This is a genomic window from Streptomyces mesophilus (assembly GCF_011044995.1).
Taxonomy (GTDB): Bacteria; Actinomycetota; Actinomycetes; order Streptomycetales; family Streptomycetaceae; genus Streptomyces; species Streptomyces mesophilus.
Window position 1 is genome coordinate 1 of sequence record NZ_JAAKZW010000160.1, and the last position, 18,532, is coordinate 18,532.

16 protein-coding genes and 1 pseudogene are annotated in these 18,532 nt (G+C 71.2%); 13 read left to right on the top strand and 4 right to left on the bottom strand.

What is annotated here, in order from left to right; all coding sequences use genetic code 11:
* Positions 1 to 220, top strand: a pseudogene (locus tag G6045_RS28615) (oxygenase MpaB family protein); the annotation flags it as partial.
* A 12-nt stretch (positions 221 to 232) separates the two neighbouring features.
* Here the strand turns inward: G6045_RS28615 and G6045_RS28620 are convergent.
* The gene (locus tag G6045_RS28620) at positions 233 to 1,855 is read right to left on the bottom strand and encodes a S1C family serine protease (protein ID WP_328707936.1); all 1,623 of its coding nucleotides are present in this window, start codon (positions 1,853 to 1,855) and stop codon (positions 233 to 235) included.
* Positions 1,856 to 2,072: 217 nt separating this feature from the next.
* Here G6045_RS28620 and G6045_RS28625 point away from each other — a divergent pair, with 217 nt between their 5' ends.
* The 3 genes from G6045_RS28625 (at position 2,073) to G6045_RS28635 (ending at position 4,680) form a co-directional block, all read left to right on the top strand.
* Positions 2,073 to 2,888 (top strand): glycerophosphodiester phosphodiesterase, encoded by an 816-nt coding sequence (locus G6045_RS28625; RefSeq protein WP_165335025.1) that lies wholly within the window; start codon positions 2,073 to 2,075, stop codon positions 2,886 to 2,888.
* Between the two features lie 120 nt (positions 2,889 to 3,008).
* Positions 3,009 to 3,587, top strand: a complete 579-nt coding sequence (locus tag G6045_RS28630; protein WP_165335026.1) for an ATP-binding protein — start codon at positions 3,009 to 3,011, stop codon at positions 3,585 to 3,587.
* 100 nt (positions 3,588 to 3,687) lie between these two features.
* Positions 3,688 to 4,680 (top strand): DUF5926 family protein, encoded by a 993-nt coding sequence (locus G6045_RS28635; protein WP_165335027.1) that lies wholly within the window; start codon positions 3,688 to 3,690, stop codon positions 4,678 to 4,680.
* A gap of 309 nt (positions 4,681 to 4,989) precedes the next feature.
* Here the strand turns inward: G6045_RS28635 and G6045_RS28640 are convergent, their stop codons facing one another.
* Together G6045_RS28640 and G6045_RS28645 are read right to left on the bottom strand one after the other, a co-directional pair.
* Positions 4,990 to 5,670, bottom strand: a complete 681-nt coding sequence (locus tag G6045_RS28640; RefSeq protein ID WP_235968363.1) for a hypothetical protein — start codon at positions 5,668 to 5,670, stop codon at positions 4,990 to 4,992.
* A 96-nt stretch (positions 5,671 to 5,766) separates the two neighbouring features.
* The gene (locus G6045_RS28645; RefSeq protein ID WP_165335028.1) at positions 5,767 to 6,432 is read right to left on the bottom strand and encodes a bifunctional DNA primase/polymerase; all 666 of its coding nucleotides are present in this window, start codon (positions 6,430 to 6,432) and stop codon (positions 5,767 to 5,769) included.
* Positions 6,433 to 6,925: 493 nt separating this feature from the next.
* On the opposite strand from G6045_RS28645, the gene G6045_RS28650 reads away from it, so the two are divergent.
* From G6045_RS28650 to pdxR, 3 genes are all read left to right on the top strand, one after another.
* Positions 6,926 to 8,461: a PP2C family protein-serine/threonine phosphatase gene (locus G6045_RS28650; protein WP_165335029.1), complete on the top strand. Its 1,536-nt coding sequence runs from the start codon at positions 6,926 to 6,928 to the stop codon at positions 8,459 to 8,461.
* A gap of 140 nt (positions 8,462 to 8,601) precedes the next feature.
* On the top strand, positions 8,602 to 10,074 hold the full coding sequence (locus G6045_RS28655; protein WP_165335030.1) for an aminopeptidase P family protein: 1,473 nt from the start codon (positions 8,602 to 8,604) through the stop codon (positions 10,072 to 10,074).
* 95 nt (positions 10,075 to 10,169) lie between these two features.
* Positions 10,170 to 11,639, top strand: a complete 1,470-nt coding sequence (gene pdxR / locus G6045_RS28660) for a MocR-like pyridoxine biosynthesis transcription factor PdxR (RefSeq protein ID WP_165335031.1) — start codon at positions 10,170 to 10,172, stop codon at positions 11,637 to 11,639.
* 30 nt (positions 11,640 to 11,669) lie between these two features.
* Here pdxR and G6045_RS28665 read toward each other — a convergent pair whose 3' ends face one another.
* Positions 11,670 to 12,143, bottom strand: coding sequence for an ATP-binding protein (locus tag G6045_RS28665; protein WP_165335032.1), 474 nt, complete (start codon positions 12,141 to 12,143; stop codon positions 11,670 to 11,672).
* Positions 12,144 to 12,359: 216 nt separating this feature from the next.
* Between G6045_RS28665 and G6045_RS28670 the strand changes: the two genes are divergently transcribed.
* The 6 genes from G6045_RS28670 to efeB all read left to right on the top strand — a co-directional run bounded on the left by G6045_RS28670 (position 12,360) and on the right by efeB (position 18,476).
* A complete protein-coding gene (locus G6045_RS28670; RefSeq protein WP_165335033.1) occupies positions 12,360 to 13,154 on the top strand; it encodes a hypothetical protein in 795 nt (264 codons plus the stop codon).
* Between the two features lie 127 nt (positions 13,155 to 13,281).
* Positions 13,282 to 14,019, top strand: a complete 738-nt coding sequence (locus tag G6045_RS28675) for a YcnI family copper-binding membrane protein (RefSeq protein WP_165335034.1) — start codon at positions 13,282 to 13,284, stop codon at positions 14,017 to 14,019.
* Positions 14,020 to 14,057: 38 nt separating this feature from the next.
* Positions 14,058 to 14,768 (top strand): SCO family protein, encoded by a 711-nt coding sequence (locus G6045_RS28680; RefSeq protein WP_165335035.1) that lies wholly within the window; start codon positions 14,058 to 14,060, stop codon positions 14,766 to 14,768.
* Positions 14,765 to 15,229 carry a copper chaperone PCu(A)C gene (locus G6045_RS28685; protein ID WP_165335036.1) on the top strand — a complete coding sequence of 155 codons (465 nt, stop codon included), beginning with the start codon at positions 14,765 to 14,767 and terminating at the stop codon, positions 15,227 to 15,229. The genes G6045_RS28680 and G6045_RS28685 overlap by 4 nt, the downstream gene beginning before the upstream one ends.
* A 19-nt stretch (positions 15,230 to 15,248) precedes the next feature.
* Positions 15,249 to 17,204 (top strand): copper resistance CopC/CopD family protein, encoded by a 1,956-nt coding sequence (locus tag G6045_RS28690; RefSeq protein WP_165335037.1) that lies wholly within the window; start codon positions 15,249 to 15,251, stop codon positions 17,202 to 17,204.
* Positions 17,205 to 17,207: 3 nt separating this feature from the next.
* Entirely contained in the window at positions 17,208 to 18,476 is a 1,269-nt protein-coding gene (efeB, locus tag G6045_RS28695) for an iron uptake transporter deferrochelatase/peroxidase subunit (RefSeq protein WP_165335038.1), read from the top strand.
* The last annotated feature ends 56 nt before the right edge of the window (positions 18,477 to 18,532 follow it).

The following is an 18,532-nucleotide window of genomic DNA, read 5'->3' on the forward strand; positions in this document are numbered from 1 at the left end:
CGCCCTCACCCGCTCCCTGGTCCGCCGCGCGGTACGCCTGCGCGGCCGCGCCGTGCGGCTGCTCCCGCCGCGCGGGGCACCGCACTTCGCGCGCCAGAACCGTGAGATCAAGGGCTACCCGGACGGCTACCGCATCGCGGACCTGGGGACCTGGCCCCGACCGGGGCTGCGGGGGTGCCCCGTGCACAGCGGCGGGACCGGACCCGCTACCGCGCCGTGACACGGCGAAGGGTCAGTCCTCTTCGCCCTTGCTCCCGAGGACCACATCCACCGTGTGCTCCTTGCCGCCCCGCTCATACGTGAGCTTCACGGTGTCGCCCGGCTTGTGGGTCCAGATCTCGCTGATCAGGGTCGGACCGCTGTCGATCGGGCGGTCGTCGAGCTTGGTGATCAGGTCGCCCGGCTTGAGTCCCGCCTTGGCGGCGGGGCCGCCCGGCGTGACCGGGTCGGTGCCGCCCGCGCCCTTCTCCGTGATGCGCGCGCCGCCGTCGCGGCTGGTCTCGTCGATGGTGACCGAGGCGCCGATCATCGGGTAGGTGGCCTTGCCGTTCTTGATCAGGTCCTGGGCGACGTTCTTGGCCGTGTTGACCGGGATCGCGAAGCCGAGACCGATCGAGCCGGCCTGCTGGCCGCCCATTCCACTGCCGGCCGACTGGATCGCGGAGTTGATGCCGATGACCGCGCCGCGCGCGTCGAGCAGCGGACCGCCGGAGTTGCCCGGGTTGATCGAGGCGTCGGTCTGCAGCGCGCTCATGTACGAGCGGGCGGCGCTGGAGCCGTCGCTGGAGGCGACCGGACGGTTCTTGGCGGAGACGATGCCCGTCGTCACGGTGTTGGAGAGACCGAACGGCGCACCGATCGCGATCGTCGAGTCGCCGACCGCCACCTTGTCCGAGTCGCCGAGAGCCAGCGGCTTGAGCCCCGAGGCGTTCTTCAGCTTCAGGACGGCGACGTCATAGCCCTGCGCCCGGCCGATCACCTCGGCGTCGTACTTCTTGCCGTTGGAGAACGTCGCCGACAGCTTGCCGCCCTGCGCCGCCGTCGCCACCACGTGGTTGTTGGTGAGGATGTGGCCCTCGCGGTCGTAGACGAAGCCGGTGCCCGTGCCGCCTTCACCTTCACCGCCCTGCGCGTCGATGGTCACGACGCTCGGCAGCGCCTTGGCCGCGATGCCCGCGACCGAGCCCGGCTCGCGCTTGAGGTCGGCCGGGGTGTCCGAAGCGGCGACGGTCGTGGAGTCCGTAGCGCTGTCGTTGCGCTCGGCGGCCCAGTAGCCGATCCCTCCGCCGACACCGCCCGCGACCAGCGCGGCGGCGAGCGCGGCCGCGACGAGACCACCCTTGCGGGACTTGGGGGAGGCGGGGGCCGGCTGATAGCCCGCGCCCCACTCCTGACCGCCACCGCCGTTCGCGTACGCGGGCGTGGCGGGCGGCTGCGGCGGCCAGCCGCCACCGGCGGCGGCGTGCGGCTGCTCATGCCCACCGGCGGCGTGCGCGTGCTCACCGGTGACGTGCGCGTGCTCACCGGGCTGCCCCGGGGCGCCCGCGGCGGTCGGCGCGGCATACGGCGCACCCGAAGGCGCGCTCGCCGCAGCTCCCGTGGGAGCGCCCGCCGGAGGCGTCGCGGGAGCACCCGCCGGCGGAACCGGCGGCAGCTGCGCCGTCTCGCCCGCCTGCACGGGGGGCAGCGGCGCGGTCACGTTCTCATCGGGCCGAGGTCCGCCGGGCGCGGCCCCATCGGCGGCGCCCTTGTCGGACGGTCCCCCGTCGGCGGCGCCTTCCTGCGAAACCGACGGAGGCGCAGGAGGTACGGACGGGGCGGGGGGAACTTCGTTGCCCTCGTTCTCGGTGCTCACAGCTCTACTCCTCGATCCACGGCGTCCGTCAGTATCTTTTCTGCTGGCCGCACTTATGCTCCGCAAGCCTTTCCCACCGGACGTCAGGGCGCCATAAGCCGCACCTGTGTGTCCGTCGCCCATCCTCGGCGGCGGCCGGAACCGGCGCATCCGCTGAGACTCCGTCAGGTCACCCGACGTACGCCACGGGTACCCCGCGAAGTGACACCATGTCGCGGTGACTTCCGCACAAACCCCGCAGCCCTCGGGGCGCGATCCCCGGTCGATCCAGGTCGTCGCCCACCGCGGCGCCTCCGACGAAGCCCCCGAGCACACCCTCGCCGCGTACAAGAAGGCGATCGAGGACGGCGCGGACGCGCTGGAGTGCGATGTCCGGCTCACGGCCGACGGACACCTCGTGTGTGTCCACGACCGGCGCGTCAACCGTACGTCAAACGGCCGCGGCGCCGTCTCCGCCCTGGAGCTCGCCGATCTCGCCGCCCTCGACTTCGGCTCCTGGAAGAACAGAGAGGACGGCCCGGAGTGGGAGGACACCTCCGTCCTCACGCTCGAGCGCCTGCTCGAACTGGTCGCGGACGCGGGCCGCCCCGTGGAGATGGCCATCGAGACCAAGCACCCCACCCGCTGGGCGGGCCAGGTCGAGGAGCGGCTGCTGCTCCTGCTCAAGCGCTTCGGTCTGGACGCGCCCAAGACGCCGGCGGATTCTCCGGTACGGGTGATGAGTTTCTCGGCCCGTTCGCTGCACCGGATCCGGGCCGGCGCCCCGACGCTGCCCACCGTGCAGCTGCTGCAGTTCCTCACGCCGCGCACCCGCGACGGCCGGCTTCCCGAAGGGGTGGGGATCGCGGGGCCCGGCATCCGGCTCGTCCGCAACAACCCCTCGTACATCGAGAAGCTCCGGCGGGCCGGTCACCAGGTGCACGTATGGACCGTGAACGAGCCGCAGGACGTGGACCTCTGCGTCCGGCTCGGCATCGACGCGATCATCACCAACCGCCCGCGCGCGGTCCTCGAACAGCTCGGCCGGGGCTGAGCACCTGTTGCCGTGCCCCACCCCCGGCACCAGCCGTCACTCACGCAGAGTGCACCGGCGCGTTCGGACCGTATCCGTTTGACCCGAGTGCGTCATGAGGCCGTCATAACGGTGTCCCGTATGCGGATTGGCCGGTTTCCGGTCCAGGCCAATGGGGCATCCACACCGTGGCGTGGGGCTAAGGAGGTCTCGGGGGTGGCGTTGGTGGTGGCACAGGAGGTGCCGGCGTCGTCGAGCATGGCCGTACCTCATGGTCCTGCAGGCGTAGGACGAGCAAGACACTGCATGCGTGATCAGCTGCGTATCAGCGGCGTATCCGAAGCGGTGATCGACGATGCCGTCCTGATTCTTTCCGAATTGCTCAGCAATGCCTGCCGGCACGGCAGGCCGCTCGAGGACGCCGCGATGGTGGGCGACGGCAATGTGCGGGCGGCTTGGCGGCTCGACGCATCCGGTCGGCTCACGGTCGAGGTGACGGACGGGGGCGGTCCGACCCGACCGGTTCCGGCCACACCGTCGGTCACGGCGCGCGGCGGCCGAGGGCTCGGCATCATCGCGACGCTGTCCGACGAGTGGGGTGTACGGGACGGCACGGCGGGCGAGGTCACGGTGTGGGTCGTGCTGACGACCGGGCACCGGCGCGACGACTTCGCTACGCGTGTCACAGGACCGGTGGAGCTGTTCGGCGACCTCGGCTGACACGGTCGCCCGGGTGACCCCGGGCGACCGCCCACGGCATCCGGCGCGCAACGGCTAGGCTCACCGCCGTACCGCCCAAGCCGTGACCGGGAGACGCACGATGGCCAAGAAGCGCCCTCAGACAAAGAAGCCGCAGAAGGCGCAGACCGCCGGCGGGGCCCGCGGCGCAGCCGCTGATGGGAACTGGCCTGTTGTCGGCGCGCGCGAACCCTGCCCCTGCAACTCGGGCCGCCGCTACAAGGCCTGCCACGGCCGCGCCGCCGCGCAGGCCGTGACCGAGCTGGTGCACCGCCCGTTCGAGGGCCTGCCGGGTGAGTGCGACTGGGTCGCGCTGCGCGAACTGGTGCCCGCCGCCACGGTGGAGCTCACGCTCAAGGACGGTCTGCCCGAGGGCGTGCCGTCGGTGACGCTCGCGACCGTACTGCCGATGGCGTGGCCGGGTCTGCGCCGCGAGGACGGCTCGGTCCTGATCGGGCTGCAGAACGACACCTCGTCCGGTGACTTCAGCCGCGACCTCGCCGACATCCTCACCCAGGCGCTCACCACCGAGCCGGGCAACCCCATCGCCGCCCGCCGCACCTCGGGCGACGGCCCCCGGCTGCAGGAACTCCTGGACCCGAAGGGCCCGTTCGAGCCGGTCGTGCACGAGGGCTTCGAGTTCTGGGTGCCGGACGCGGAGAACGCCAACGCCGAGGTCAGCGCCTCCCTGGAGCGGGCCAACGCCGCCGCGATCCCGACCGTGAAGCTCACGGGCGTGAACGCCGCGTACTGGTGCGAGACCCCGGAGAAGAACCACCTGCGCTGGGTCATGCCGCACCCCGAGGAGAAGCTGCTCGACGCGCTCGCGCGGCTGCACGCGGCCGGCACGTCGAGCCTCGGTGAGAACACGCGCCTGGTGGGCTCGTTCCGTGCGCACGGTCTGATGGTCCCCGTGTGGGACCTGCCGACCGGCATGTCGGCGGCCGATGTCGAAAAGCCCGCCGCCGAGTTCGCCGAGCGCCTCGCCACGGCCCTCGCCGACGAGACTCCGCTCACCGGCGAGGAGCGCCGCGCCCGTGGCGGTCTCACCAACCGGCAGGTCACGCTGAGCTGACCGGCCGGTCAGTCCGCGATGACTTATTGCGGGCGCATCGGGCGATCACCGAGTGATCAGAAATGGCCATTCATGATCGCCGAGAGACATAGGAAAGCCACAGAAAACGTATGACAACGGTCACAACTCCCGGCCTTCCCAGGTAAATCCCCAGCGGATTGGCCGATACCGGCCGAGATCGAATTTGCGAACCGCAGATCTCTTGTTACCGTTCAAGTAGCCCGGTCGCTGGTGCATCCCCCGTCGCCAGCGACCGGGCCTTTTCATGCCCGCGGCCGGATGGCCGGGCGGCCGGCCGAGCGCCGCCGCTCAACTGCCCGTGGCAGGCGCCGCATTGCTGCCGGAGCGCAGCAGCATCGGACGACCCTCACCCTGGTCCTGGCCCTCGCTCCCGTCGGCGTCCGCCGGAGCCGCGAACTCCGCCACCGCCGAGTACGCCTCCGGCTCACCCGCCGTCCGCTCACGCGGCGTCTCGCACGCCCCGGGCTCGTCCCCTTCGTCGACGGCGCAGTGCATCTGCACGGTCCGTCCGTCGGGCCCCATCAGCGTGAGCACCGCACTCAGTTCCTCACCGGTGCCATTGCGGTAGTACGTACGGGCCCACGTGTCCCGGCCCTGGCTCAGCACACAGGTCTGGGCCTCGACGCCCTCGGGGGAGGCGAGTTCGGGACCGCACTGCGCCGCGGTCGTCAGGCCGAGCCCGGACAGCAGACCGGAGGTCCGCGCCTGCTTCGCCGGCTTCCCGGCCGTCCCGTCCGTCCCGTCGCCGAGCGCCTCGACCGGCGTGTCCGCCTTCGCCCGCACGTCCCCGTTCTTCGCGGGTACGCCCCTCGCGGGTACGTCCTTCGCCGGCATGTCCCTCGCCGGTACGTCCTTCGCCAGTACGTCTTCGTCGAAGGAGCCCGCCGGGCCCGCCGCCGCACCCGCGAGCGGCAGCAGGACCGCGAGCAGCACAACGGCGAGGAGCGCGGACATACGTGCTCGCTGCAACGGACCCACCTGTTCAACTGAACGGCACAACAACGGAGGTGAGCCCGAAGATAGCGACGGCCGGGGGCCCTCAGGCCCCACGCGCGCCCAAGCTGCCTAGAACTCGGGCGCGCTCACACCCGTATGAGTGAGGGTGTCGACCAGAACATCCACCAGGGCCTCGATGTCCGGCAGCCACGGCTTGGCCGAACCGGTCAGCGGGGCGCGCTCCCAGCGGACCTCTCCCTGGCCGGTCTCCGAGGGCGGCAGGACGACATAGCCGCCGGTGCCGTGGAAGCGGAGCGAACCGGGCACGTGGTCCTTGGCGTAGAGCAGTTCGCCGAGGTGGGGCATCGAGTACGGCGCGACGAGCAGCGACCAGCGGTCGGGGGTCGCGACGACCGGGCCGACGCGGACGCCCTTGCGGTCGAGCACGGCGAGGGAGCGGGCCGCCGCGATGGCCGGCAGGCTCACCGCACTGGGGCCCGGGCCTCCTGTCGCCAGGACGACCGGCGCCGTCGGACGGTTGGTCCACCACCAGCGGACCATCCGCTCATCGCTGGTCGCGGCCAGGATGCCGGGATCGAACGGGTGGGCGCCGGGGGTGGCGCAGTCGGGGTCGGGACACGCGCATTGCGGCGATCCCGGCTGCTGCAATCCCACGCCGGGGAGCACCGGCCACTGCCAGGTGCCGGCAAAGGTCAGGGCCGCTCTGATCTGGTCAGGCCTCCCACCGGAGCGCTTCGACAGGAGCCTGCGTCGCCTTCCGGGGATCTCGCGCATGAGCGCTCGTTCCTTTCCGTTGAAAACGCAGAGACACTACCGACACTGCGGGCCGCTTCGGACCACTTCGAACATTGCGGACACGTGCGTCACGCTTGGAGCTCGGACTGAGCTACGGATGCTCGTACCTGACTGCAGTTGGTCGTTCCGCACTGCAGATGCATCCATTACAACCATGGCGGTGGGTGGCGCGCGCCTGGCGCTTGCTGTGCCTTGCCTGCCCGGGTGCTTGTCCCGCTTGCGAACCGCCATGAGCCATACGGCCGGAGCACGGCCTTCGCTCTCTAGGACGTATAGGTCCGTCGTCTGGTTCAGAAACAGCGCCAACTGTGGCTGTTCTTCCCTGAGTACGTACCCGTCCCGCCCGCCGTGCCGTCGAACGCAGCCCAGTCGACATCAATAACGGATTGGTCAGGGCTGTTTTTCGCCAAGTTCCCTTTTTCGTCACAGTTGCCTCGGGCACCCCATGGACACCAGGAATCCTCGCAGGACAATGCTGGACATCCCCAGACCAGGGCGTGTAGATGTGGACCTATTGCTGGCGGCGCAGAATGACATGGGGGTTTGCGATGCTATTGAGCAATATGGAACATCCGGAATACCGGATGCGAACCGCGCCATGAACGCCCCTCACCTTCCGAAAGTGGCCGGAATCGATCCCAGCTCCACTTCGGTTCCCGCCCCCGCGCACACCCCGGCGCCCCCTTGCGCCCCGACGGCCGCCACCCCGGCGGCCGTGATCCAGGACCGGCTCGCCGGCTGGGTATCCGACCTCACCACGCTCCACGAGCTGACCGAGCGGCTGACGCGCACGGCCGTGCTCGAGGACTGCCTGCGCGAACTGCTGCGCGCCGGCGCCGCACTGGTCGGAGCCCGCCGCGGACTCGTCATCCTCGAACCCTCCGACCGGCTCGGCCCCGAGACCATGACCGGGCTGGGACTCGAGCGGGCCGATCTCGGACATCTGGAGACCGTGCCGCGCGACGCCACCTCGTACGGCCGGCTGCTCGACGGCTCCGGACCGCTGGGCCCCGGCGAATGCGGGATCGCCCAGCCCGATCTGCTCGCCGAGGAGAACCTCGACCCGCGCCACCGCTCGGTCGCGGACCGGCTCGGCTACGCGGCCAGCTATGCCGTGCCGCTCACCTGCGACACGGCAGGGCGGCCGGGAGCGGCGGACCGGCTCGGTGCGGCGGTCTGGCTGTACGACGAGCCGGCCGAGCCCGTGGAGCGCCAGCGCCATCTGATCGGCCTCTACATGCGGTACGCGGGCGAGCATCTGGCCCGTCTCGTCGAGCTCGAACGCGCCCGTACGACCATGGCGACCATCGCCGAGGAACTGCTGCCGAGCCGGCTCCCCCGGGTCGCCGGCGTCCAGCTCGCCGCCCGGCACCGCACCGGCCCGCGCGGCGGCGGCGACTGGTACGACGCGCTGCCGCTGCCGGAGGGCGCGCTCGGGCTCGCGGTCGGATCCGTGACCGGGGCAGGACCCAGCGCGGTCGCGGCGATGGGACGGCTGCGGGCGTCCCTGCGGGCGTACGCCGTCATGGAGGGCGAGGACCCCGTCGCCGTGCTCTCCGATCTCGAACTGCTGCTTCGCCTCACCGAACCCGCGCGCAGCGCCACCGCGCTCTTCGCGTACTGCGAACCGCGCCGGCGCAAGATCGTGCTCGCCGGGGCCGGGCACTCGCCGCCGCTGATCATCGGCGAGCGGCGGACCGAGTTCGTGGAGACCTCGCTCTCCGCGCCGCTCGGAATGCTGAGCTGCTGGGAGGCGCCGAGCGTGGACCTCTCCCCGGAGCCCGGCGAGACCGTGCTGCTCTATACGGACGGGCTGCTCCACCGCACCGGCGACCCGATGGACCGCGCCTTCGCCCGGCTGCACGCGGCCGCGGCGAGCGTGCCGAAGGCACTGCGGGACGACCCCGGGGCGATCGCGGATCACGTCCTGAGAACCGTGCTCACGGACGGACGGGACGAGGCGGACAGCGACGAGGACGTGGTGCTGCTCGCGGCCCGTTTCGAGTAGGAGCGGCCTGCCCCTTCTGCTCGGGTTTGCTAGACCGGGATGCCTTTCGCGTGAGTTTGGCCATACGTACAGGCCGTGGAACCGCTTCCGTACGGACATACGATGGACGGTGGTCCCCAGGTCACTACGAGGAGGCATCCGTGGCCGAAGAGCTCACCGACAAGCCCGGCGAAGAAGCAGCAGAAGAGGCAGCCGAGAAGCCCATCAAGCAGCGGAAGAACGGCCTGTACCCGGGCGTGTCCGATGAGCTGGCCGAGAGCATGCGCTCGGGCTGGGCGGACACCGAGCTGACGGATCTGGAGCCGATCGCCCAGGCCGGGCACACCGCCCGCCGCCGCGCCGCCCTGTCCGCCGCCTTCCCGGGCGAGCGTCTGGTGGTCCCCGCGGGCAAGCTCAGGACCCGGTCCAACGACACCGAGTACGGCTTCCGCGCGTCCACCGAGTACGCGTACCTGACCGGCAACCAGACCGAGGACGGCGTCCTGGTCATGGAGCCGGTCGAGGGCGGCCACGAGGCGACGCTGTACCTGCTGCCGCGCTCCGACCGCGAGAACGGCGAGTTCTGGCTGGACGGCCAGGGCGAGCTGTGGGTCGGCCGCCGGCACTCGCTGACCGAGGCCGAGAAGCTGTACGGCATCCCCGCATCCGACGTCCGCAAGCTCGCCGACGCGCTCGCCGGGGCCACCGGCCCGGCCCGCGTGGTGCGCGGGCACGACGCCGGAATCGAGCAGGCGCTGACCGACAAGGTCACCGCCGAGCGCGACGAGGAGCTGCGGGTCTTCCTGTCCGAGGCGCGGCTGGTCAAGGACGCGTTCGAGATCGGGCAGCTGGAGCAGGCCTGCGCGTCCACCGCGCGCGGCTTCGAGGATGTCGTGAAGGTCCTCGACAAGGCCGAGGCGACCTCGGAGCGCTACATCGAGGGCACGTTCTTCCTGCGCGCCCGCGTCGAGGGCAACGACATCGGCTACGGCTCGATCTGCGCCGCGGGCCCGCACGCCACGACCCTGCACTGGGTGCGCAACAACGGCGAGGTGCGCTCCGGCGACCTGCTCCTGCTCGACGCCGGTGTGGAGACCAACGAGCTCTACACCGCGGACGTGACCCGCACGCTGCCGATCAACGGCCGCTACAGCGAGCTCCAGAAGAAGATCTACGACGCGGTGTACGAGGCCCAGGAGGCCGGTATCGCCGCGGTCAAGCCGGGCGCCGCCTACCGCGACTTCCACGACGCCGCCCAGCGCGTGCTCGCCGAGAAGCTCATCCAGTGGGGTCTCCTGGAGGGCTCGGTCGAGCGCGTCCTGGAGCTCGGCCTCCAGCGCCGCTTCACCCTGCACGGCACCGGTCACATGCTCGGCATGGACGTCCACGACTGCGCGGCCGCGCGCCGTGAGGCGTACGTGGACTGCACGCTGGAGCCGGGCATGTGCCTGACGGTCGAGCCGGGTCTGTACTTCCAGGCCGACGACCTGACGGTGCCCGAGGAGTACCGCGGGATCGGCGTCCGGATCGAGGACGACATCCTCGTCACCCAGGACGGCAACCGGAACCTCTCGGACGCGCTGCCGCGTACCAGCGAGGACGTCGAGGCCTGGATGGCTTCGCTCAAGGGCTGATCCGCCCGTACGGGTTGTACGCAAGGGACGGTGCGCGACCGGCGTGCCGTCCCTTGCGTATATACGGACGCGGGGTGGCCGTTAGGGTCCGCTGCATGAGCGACCCCTGGGCCGACCAGGCCGAACGCATCGGCGCCGACCTGCACTTGGAGCTCGACGGCGGCGGCAGCCGGCGGGCGGCGCTGATCCGTGCGCTGCGCGCCGCCGTGGCCGAGGGGCGGCTGCGGCCGGGGCAGCGGCTGCCGCCGTACCGGTCGCTCGCCGCGGATCTGGGGCTGACGCGGAACACCGTCGCGAGCGCGTACGCCGAGCTGGTCGCCGAAGGGTGGCTGACGGCGCGGCAGGGGTCGGGGACGCGGGTGGCGGCGCGGTCGGTTTCCACGGGGCGTGCGGGTTCCACGGGGCGTGCGGGTTCCCCTGTCCAGGCGCCCGCCGCAGCGGCGGCGCGGGCGCGGCGGCCGGTGGTGGTGCACGATCTCGGCCAGGGGAAGCCGGACGCGGCGTCGTTCCCGCGTACCGCATGGGCCGCTGCCGCCCGCCGTGCGCTGACCTCCGCGCCCAACGAGGCCTTCGGGCCCGGCGATCCACGCGGGCGGCCCGAGCTGCGCGAGGCGCTCGCGGAGTATCTGGCGCGGGCGCGTGGAGTGCGCACGGAGCCGGACCGCATCGTCGTCTGCTCGGGCTTCGCGCATGCGCTGCGGCTGCTGTTCGGGGGCGCGGGCGGCTCCGGGCGCGGGGTCCTGCGCGGTCCGCTGGCCGTCGAGGCGTACGGGCTCGGGTTCCACCGCTCACTGATGGACGCCGCCTCCGTGCGTACGGTGCCCATCGAGGTCGACGAACAGGGCGCACGGACCGAGGAGTTGACGTCCGGTGCGCGGGCCGTGCTGCTGACCCCGGCGCATCAGTTCCCGACGGGCGGGCCGCTGGTGTCCGGGCGGCGGGCGGCCGCGGTGGAGTGGGCACGGTCGTCCAGGGGCGGGCTCGTCCTCGAGGACGACTACGACGGCGAGTTCCGCTACGACCGCGAACCCGTCGGCGCCGTACAGGGGTTGGACCCCGAGCACGTGATCTATCTCGGCTCGGTCAGCAAGAGCCTGTCGCCCGCGGTGCGGCTGGGTTGGATGGTGCTGCCGGGGCATCTCGTCGACGCGGTGGTCGGCGTGAAGGGCGAACGGGAGGCGTGGGCGAGCGCGCTCGACCAGCTCACACTGGCGGAGTTCCTCGCGTCCGGGCAGTACGACCGGCATGTACGGCGGATGCGGCAGCGCTACCGGGGGCGGCGGGATCGGTTGGTGTCCGTGCTCGCGGAGCGGGCCCCGCACGTGACCGTGTCCGGGATCGCGGCCGGTCTGCACGCGGTGCTGCGCCTGCCTGCCGGGACGGAGGCGGGGACCTTGGCGCGGGCCGCGCGGGCGGGGGTCGCGGTCGACGGGCTGTCGGCGTTCCGGCATCCGGATGCGGGGGCTTCACCTCTCGAAGGCCTCGTGGTGGGGTACGCCGCTCCTGCGGAGCATGCGTACGGGGCGGCGCTGGATGCGTTGTGTGCGGTGCTGCCCAAGCGGTGAGCCCGCAGGGGCCGGAGCGGGGCCGGCAAATCAGACCGTGACCAGCGGTGAGTCCGTGCGCCACTTCAGGATCTTGTCGAAGCTGACCACCGCGCCGTCGCGATTGGCGAAGGAGACGTGGTCGGCGATCTCCTCGATCAGGCCGAGGCCTCTGCCGTGCTCCGCTTCGCAGTCCGCCGGCGGGGTGTAGTCACGCGTCGTGGGCCGTTCGATCGTGGCGAGCGGGAAACCGGGCCCCGAGTCGGCGACCTCGATACGGCACTTCTCGCCGTCCAGATACGCCGTGACCCGGTACGCGTCCTGATCCGGGCGGGGCTCGCCGGAGCCGTACTCCGAAGCCCCGTGCTCCACCGCGTTGGCACAGGCCTCGGTCAGCGCGACCGACAGTTCGAAGGAGATGTCGGGGTCGACGCCCGCGGTCTCCATCGTGCCGAGCAGTAACCGGCGGGCGAGCGGAACGCTGGCAGCCTCGCGCCGCAAGTGGAGCGACCACCAAAGACTCATGTCTCAGGCCTCCCGGCTGCGGCTCGGCATACCGATACGTATTGCCGCCTACGGCCTTCTGCAATCGCCGAGTTGACGTGATGCCGCCCATACGGCGGATGTGCCGCATACATCACCACGTGTAAAGAAACCCGGGCCCTGGGCAGAACCTCACGTTCCGGACCTTGCGGACCTGCCGTACGGACGGGATAAGCCCAGTGCGATGATGAGCCGGTCATGCCTGCCCCCCAGCCCCGCGCACCACGGTCCGGAACCGAGTTCCGGCTGCTCAGGGCCGTGGCCTTCGCCACGGTCTGTGTCGCGCTGTCCGCGGGCGGGCACCTCCTCGCCTCGCACGGAGCCGTGCCGGTCTGGTCCCTGGGCCTCGGCTTCCTGTTGACGCTCGCGGTCGCCGTGCCGCTCTCCGGACGGCCGCGCTCCGCCGCGGCGATCACCGGTGCGCTCGCGGTGGGCCAGCTGGGGCTGCACTGTCTGTTCGGGCAGAGCCAGCAGATGGCCGCGCAGAGCATGGCCGACCACTCCGCGATGGAGCAGGCCACCGGTCTGCTGTGCGGGGCCGGGGCCGTGGTCACCAGCCCTCACCAGGCGTACGGCATTCTCGCGAACGCGGGTCTCGCCCCGCCGACCGCGGGCGGCCACGCCCATCACATGCCCGACGGCATGGCTCCGGGCGCGCACCTGCTGCCCGATCTGCCGATGCTGCTCGGCCACCTTCTGGCCGCGCTCGCGCTCGGCTGGCTGCTTCGCCGCGGTGATCTCGCACTGACGCGGGTCGTCGAACTGTCCGTCTTCTCGGTGCAGGGAATTGCGGAGGTGGCGCTCGTACGGAGGCTGCGCGCCGCGCTCGCGCTGGTGCGCGCCCTGCGGGCCGGCCTTCCGGGTGCGCCCGGAACGGTCGGGCACGCCCGCCGCACCTTGCCGGATCCGCCCGCGAAGCCCCGTACCACCGCACTCGCGCACACGGTGATCAGGCGCGGGCCGCCCGCGGACCCGTTCGCGCTCGCTGCCTGACGCGGCTCTCTCCCGACCTCATTCGGTACGGAGGTGTCGCGCGGCAGACACGCACGCACGGCCGCCGAACGGCCGGCTGCGTTGTGAAGTCCCGCCACCTTTCACCACTGCCGAGTGGAGTTCCGCCATGAAGATCTCTCGTGTTCTGACCGCGTCCGCCGTCGCCGCCGGTTCCGTCGTCCTGCTCTCCGGTACGGCCTTCGCGCATGTCTCCGTCCAGCCGCAGGGCGAGGCCGCCAAGGGCTCGTACGCCACCGTCAACTTCAAGGTGCCCAACGAGTCCGACACCGCCTCGACCGTGAAGCTCGAGGTCAACTTCCCGACCGACCACCCGCTCGCGTCCGTGATGCCGCAGCCGGTGCCGGGCTGGGACGTCAAGGTCACCAAGTCCAAGCTGGACAAGCCGCTCGAGGTGCACGGCAACAAGATCACCGAGGCCGTCTCCAAGGTCACCTGGACCGCGGACGACAAGGGCGTGCAGCCCGGTCAGTTCCAGCAGTTCCCGGTCTCGCTCGGCCAGCTGCCCGAGGACGCCGACCAGATGGTGTTCAAGGCGCTGCAGACGTACAGCGACAAGGAAGTCGTGCGCTGGATCGAGGAGCCGGTCGAGGGCGGCGAGGAGCCGGAGAAGCCCGCGCCCGTCCTCCAGCTGAGCGAGGCGGCCGACGATCACCACGGCGGCGGCTCCGCCGACAAGGCCGCGAGCTCCGACTCGGACGGCAAGGGCGGCGACGACGCCAAGGAGAACACCGCCTCCGCCGACTCCAGCGACGGCACCGCAAGGGCGCTCGGCATCGCGGGCATCCTGGTGGGTGCGGCGGGTGTGGCGTTCGGCGTGCTGGCCGGACGTCGTCGTTCGGCCTGACGGCCGCACCCGCATCACCTGCTGAGAGAGAAAAACCCATGCCCATCCAGAAGCACGACGATGCCGACAGGCCCAAGCGACGCGTGGGCCTGATCACCGGTATCGCCGTCGGCGCGGCGCTGGCCCTCGGGGCCGGCGCCCTCGCCGTCACCCAGAGCGGGGACGACTCGAAGACGCCGCCCGCCGCCACCGACATCACCGTGGAGAAGGCGGCGACGGTCCTCGACCGGCCGTTCGAGAAGCCGGACCTCGTCCTGACGGACACCCACGGCAAGAAGTTCGATCTGCGCGAGCGGACCAAGGGCAAGCCGACGCTGATCTATTACGGCTACACGCACTGCCCCGACGTCTGCCCGCTCACCATGAGCAATCTCGCCGTGGCCAAGAAGGAGCTGGAGAAGAAGCTCCCCAAGGCCGAGATCGACAAGCTCCAGGTCATCATGGTCAGTTCCGACCCCGAGCGGGACACCCCTGAGCACCTGGGCACCTGGATGAAGTCCCAGGACCCGTCCTTCATCGGTCTGACCGGCGACTTCCCGACGATCCAGGCCAGCGCGCGCTCGCTCGGCATCGTCATCGAGGAGCCGGTGAAGGAGAAGGACGGCACCGTCACCTCCACGCACGGCAAGCAGGTCATCGCGTTCTCGCCGAAGACCGACGAGGGCTATGTCCTCTACAACGGCGAGGAAGCCACCTCGGACGACTACGCCAAGGACCTCCCCAAGATCATGAAGGGGGAGAAGCCGTGAGGCGCCGCGCGACCCTGGCCGGCGCCATAGCCCTCACCTCGGTGGTGCTGCTCGCGGGCTGCTCGGACTCCGGGACGGAACAGGGCGCGTCCGAGCCCCGGTTGAGCGTGCGCGACGGCTATATGCCCAAGCCCGCGCTCAAGGACATGGCCGGCGGGTTCATGACCATCGTCAACAAGGGCGGCGCCGACAAGCTCATCGGGATGAGCAGCCCGCTCGCCGACGAGGTCATGGGCCACCGCACGGTCGACCAGAAGATGGAGCACGTCGCCTCCTTCGCCATCCCGGCCGACGGCGAGCTCGACTTCGAGCGCGGCGGCAACCACCTGATGTTCATGGACCTCACGTCCATGCCGAAGGTGGGCGACAAGGTCGAGGTGGAGCTGCGCTTCGAGAAGGCGGGCACGGTGAAGACCGAGCTCGAGGTCAAGGACGCCACGTACAACCCGAAGAACAGCTGAGAAAAGGGGACCGCAAGCCATGCCGCCCACCGCCCCCCGTCCTCGTACGAGCGGGATCCGCAGTCCGTTCGTACAGCTCTTGCTGTTGTTCGTGGCCGTCACCGGGGCTCTGCTCGCCGGTGCCGCGCCCGCGTCCGCGCATGCCGCGCTGACCGGCAGCGATCCCGGGCAGGGGTCGGTGGTGCAGCAGGCGCCGGACAAGGTGACCCTGCACTTCACCGAGAAGGTCGCGATGTCGGACGACTCGGTGCGGGTGCTCGACCCGAAGGGCAAGCGGGTCGACAAGGGCAAGATCAAGGACGTCAGCCGCGGGAAGTCCGCCTCGTACGAGAAGCAGCTGGTCGCCGGGCTGCCCGACGGCACCTTCACCGTGGCCTGGAAGGCGGTCTCCACCGACAGCCATCCGGTCTCGGGCGCCTTCAGCTTCTCGATCGGCGCACCCTCCGACACCACCGTGCAGCTCTCCGGCCAGGAGGCAGGCGGCGGTGCGGTCGGTGTGCTCTACGGCATCGCGCGCTATGTCTCGTACGCCGCCTTCACCTTGATGGCGGGCGGCGCCGCCTTCGTCCTCATCTGCTGGCCGAAGGGGGCGACGGCCCGTCCGTTGCAGCGCCTTGTGGCGTACGGATGGGTCGCGCTCACCGCGGCGACGCTCGCACTGCTGCTCCTTCGCGGCCCGTACACCGACTCCGGCAAGCTCTCCGACGTCCTCGACCTCGGGCAGATCAGCGAGGTGCTCCAGACGAAGACGGGCGCGGCGCTCGTCTCGCGGCTGCTGCTTCTCGCGGCCGCGGCCCTGTTCATCGCGGTGCTCTTCGGGGCGTACGCGAAGCGCGAGGATGCCGGGGAGAAGCGGGACCTGACCTTCGGTCTGGCGATCGGTGGCACCGTGGTCGCGGCGGGGATCGCCTCGACGTGGGCGCTGGCCGAGCACGCGTCCAGCGGGATCCAGACGGGGATCGCGATGCCCGTCGACGTCCTTCATCTGCTGGCCGTGGCGACGTGGCTCGGTGGTCTGACCGCGCTGCTCGTGGCGCTGTTCAAGGTGCCGTCCCTCGAGGCCTCGGCCGCACGGCGGTTCTCGTCGCTGGCCTTCTGGTCGGTGGTCGTGCTCGCCGGGACCGGTCTGTATCAGTCGTGGCGGCAGGTCGGCTCGTGGTCGGCGCTGACCGGCACGTCGTACGGGCAGTTGCTGATCGTGAAGATCGGCCTGGTCGCCGTGCTGCTCGGGGTCGGCTGGATCTCGCGGCGCTGGACCGCCGGCCTGGCCGATCCGTCGGCGCTTGCGGCCGAGAGCGGCGCGAAGGCCGCCGAAGGCAGCCGCGCGAAGGTGGTCGATGGCCCCGGCGCGAAGGTGGTCGAGCAGCGGGCCAAGGTCGGCGTGGCCGCGGGCAAGACTCCGAAGAACCCCAAGCGCGCGGCTCAACTCGCCCGTCAGCAGGCCGCCGTGGCCGCGGCCCGCGAGAAGCGGCTGCGGGACGCGGACCCCGGCCGGGCCGGGCTGCGGCGTTCGGTCCTCGCCGAGGCGGGGGTCGCAGTCGTGCTGCTCGCCGTGACGACGGTGCTGACCTCGACGGAACCCGGGCGCACCGTGGAGCAGTCGGAGCAGTCCGCACCGGCGGCCGCCGCGAACCAGCCGCTCGACCTCACCCTGCCGTTCGACACCAAGGGCGAGGACGGCAAGGGCAATCTGCGCATCGACATGACTCCGGGGCGTACGGGCGCCAATGAGCTGCACGTCTGGGCGACCCGTCCCAACGGCAAGCCCTTCGACCTCCCCGAGGTCACGGTCGCCTTCACTCTGGAGTCCAAGGACATCGGCCCGCTGCCGGTCACACCCGACCGCATCGTCACGGGACACTGGTCGTCGACCGGCGTGCAGATCCCGATGGGCGGCGAGTGGGAACTCGCGGTGACCGTGCGGACCTCGGACATCGACCAAGTGACCGTGCGCAAGAACGTGAAGATCGGCTGAACCATGCAGGACACGAATCAGTTGGCCGAGGGCGCGCCCGAGGTGTCCGAGTCCGAGGGCATCTCGCGGCGGCGGCTGCTCGGCACCGCCGGTGCCGTCGGCGCGGGCGGCCTGGTGCTCGGCGCGGCGGGCGGTGCGGCCGGGTACGCCGCCACCGCATCGGACGCTCCGGCCGCGCTGTCGACGCTCGGCTCGACCGAGGCCGTCCGGGGCGGCGAGCACCAGCCCGGCATCCTCGAACCGCTGCACGCCCGCGGCCATCTGATCGCCTTCGACCTCGCACCGGGCGCCGGCCGCAAGGAAGCGGCGGCGCTGCTGCGGCGCTGGTCGGCGACGGCCGAGCGGCTGATGCGGGGCGAGGTCTCGGACGGCGCCACGGCCATCGCGCTGGACGCGGGCCCGTCCTCGCTGACCGTCACCTTCGGCTTCGGCCACAGCTTCTTCTCCCGTACGGGCCTCGAGAAGCAGCGTCCCGGCGCACTCGATCCGCTGCCGCCGTTCTCCTCGGACCAGCTGGACCGCAAGCGCTCCGAGGGCGATCTGTGGATCCAGATCGGCGCCGATGACGCCCTCGTGGCCTTCAACGCGCTGCGTGCGCTGCAGAACGACGCGGGGAGCGCGGCGCGTGTGCGGTGGCAGATGAACGGCTTCAACCGTTCGCCGGGCGCCACCGCCCACCCCATGACGGCCCGCAATCTGATGGGGCAGGTCGACGGGACCAACAACCCCAAGCCCTCGGAATCCGACTTCGACCGGCGGATCTTCGTGCCGTCCTCGGGCGACCCCGCGTGGATGGCCGGCGGCTCGTACGCGGTGGTCCGCCGGATCCGGATGCTGCTCGACGACTGGGAGAAGCTCTCGGTCGACGCCCAGGAGAAGGTCATCGGCCGCCGCAAGGCGGACGGTGCGCCGCTGACCGGCGGTACGGAGACCACGGAGCCGGAGCTCGACAAGGTGGGCGCCGACGGCAAGGTGGTCATCCCGGCCGACGCCCACGCCCGCATCTCACGCCCCGACCAGAACGGCGGGGCCGCGATGCTGCGCCGCCCGTTCTCGTACCACGACGGGATCGCGGCGGACGGAACGCCGGACGCCGGACTGCTCTTCATCTGCTGGCAGGCGGATCCGCTGCGCGGCTTCACCGCGGTGCAGCGCAAGCTCGACCGCGGCGACGCGCTGTCCTCGTTCATCCGGCACGAGTCGAGCGGACTGTTCGCGGTGCCGGGTGGGCCGGGCAAGGGTGAGTACGTGGGGCAGCGGCTGCTCGACTGAGCCCCTGCGGCGCTTGAGCAGATCCGAACGAAGTTCGGATGCAGGGGGTCTGGGGG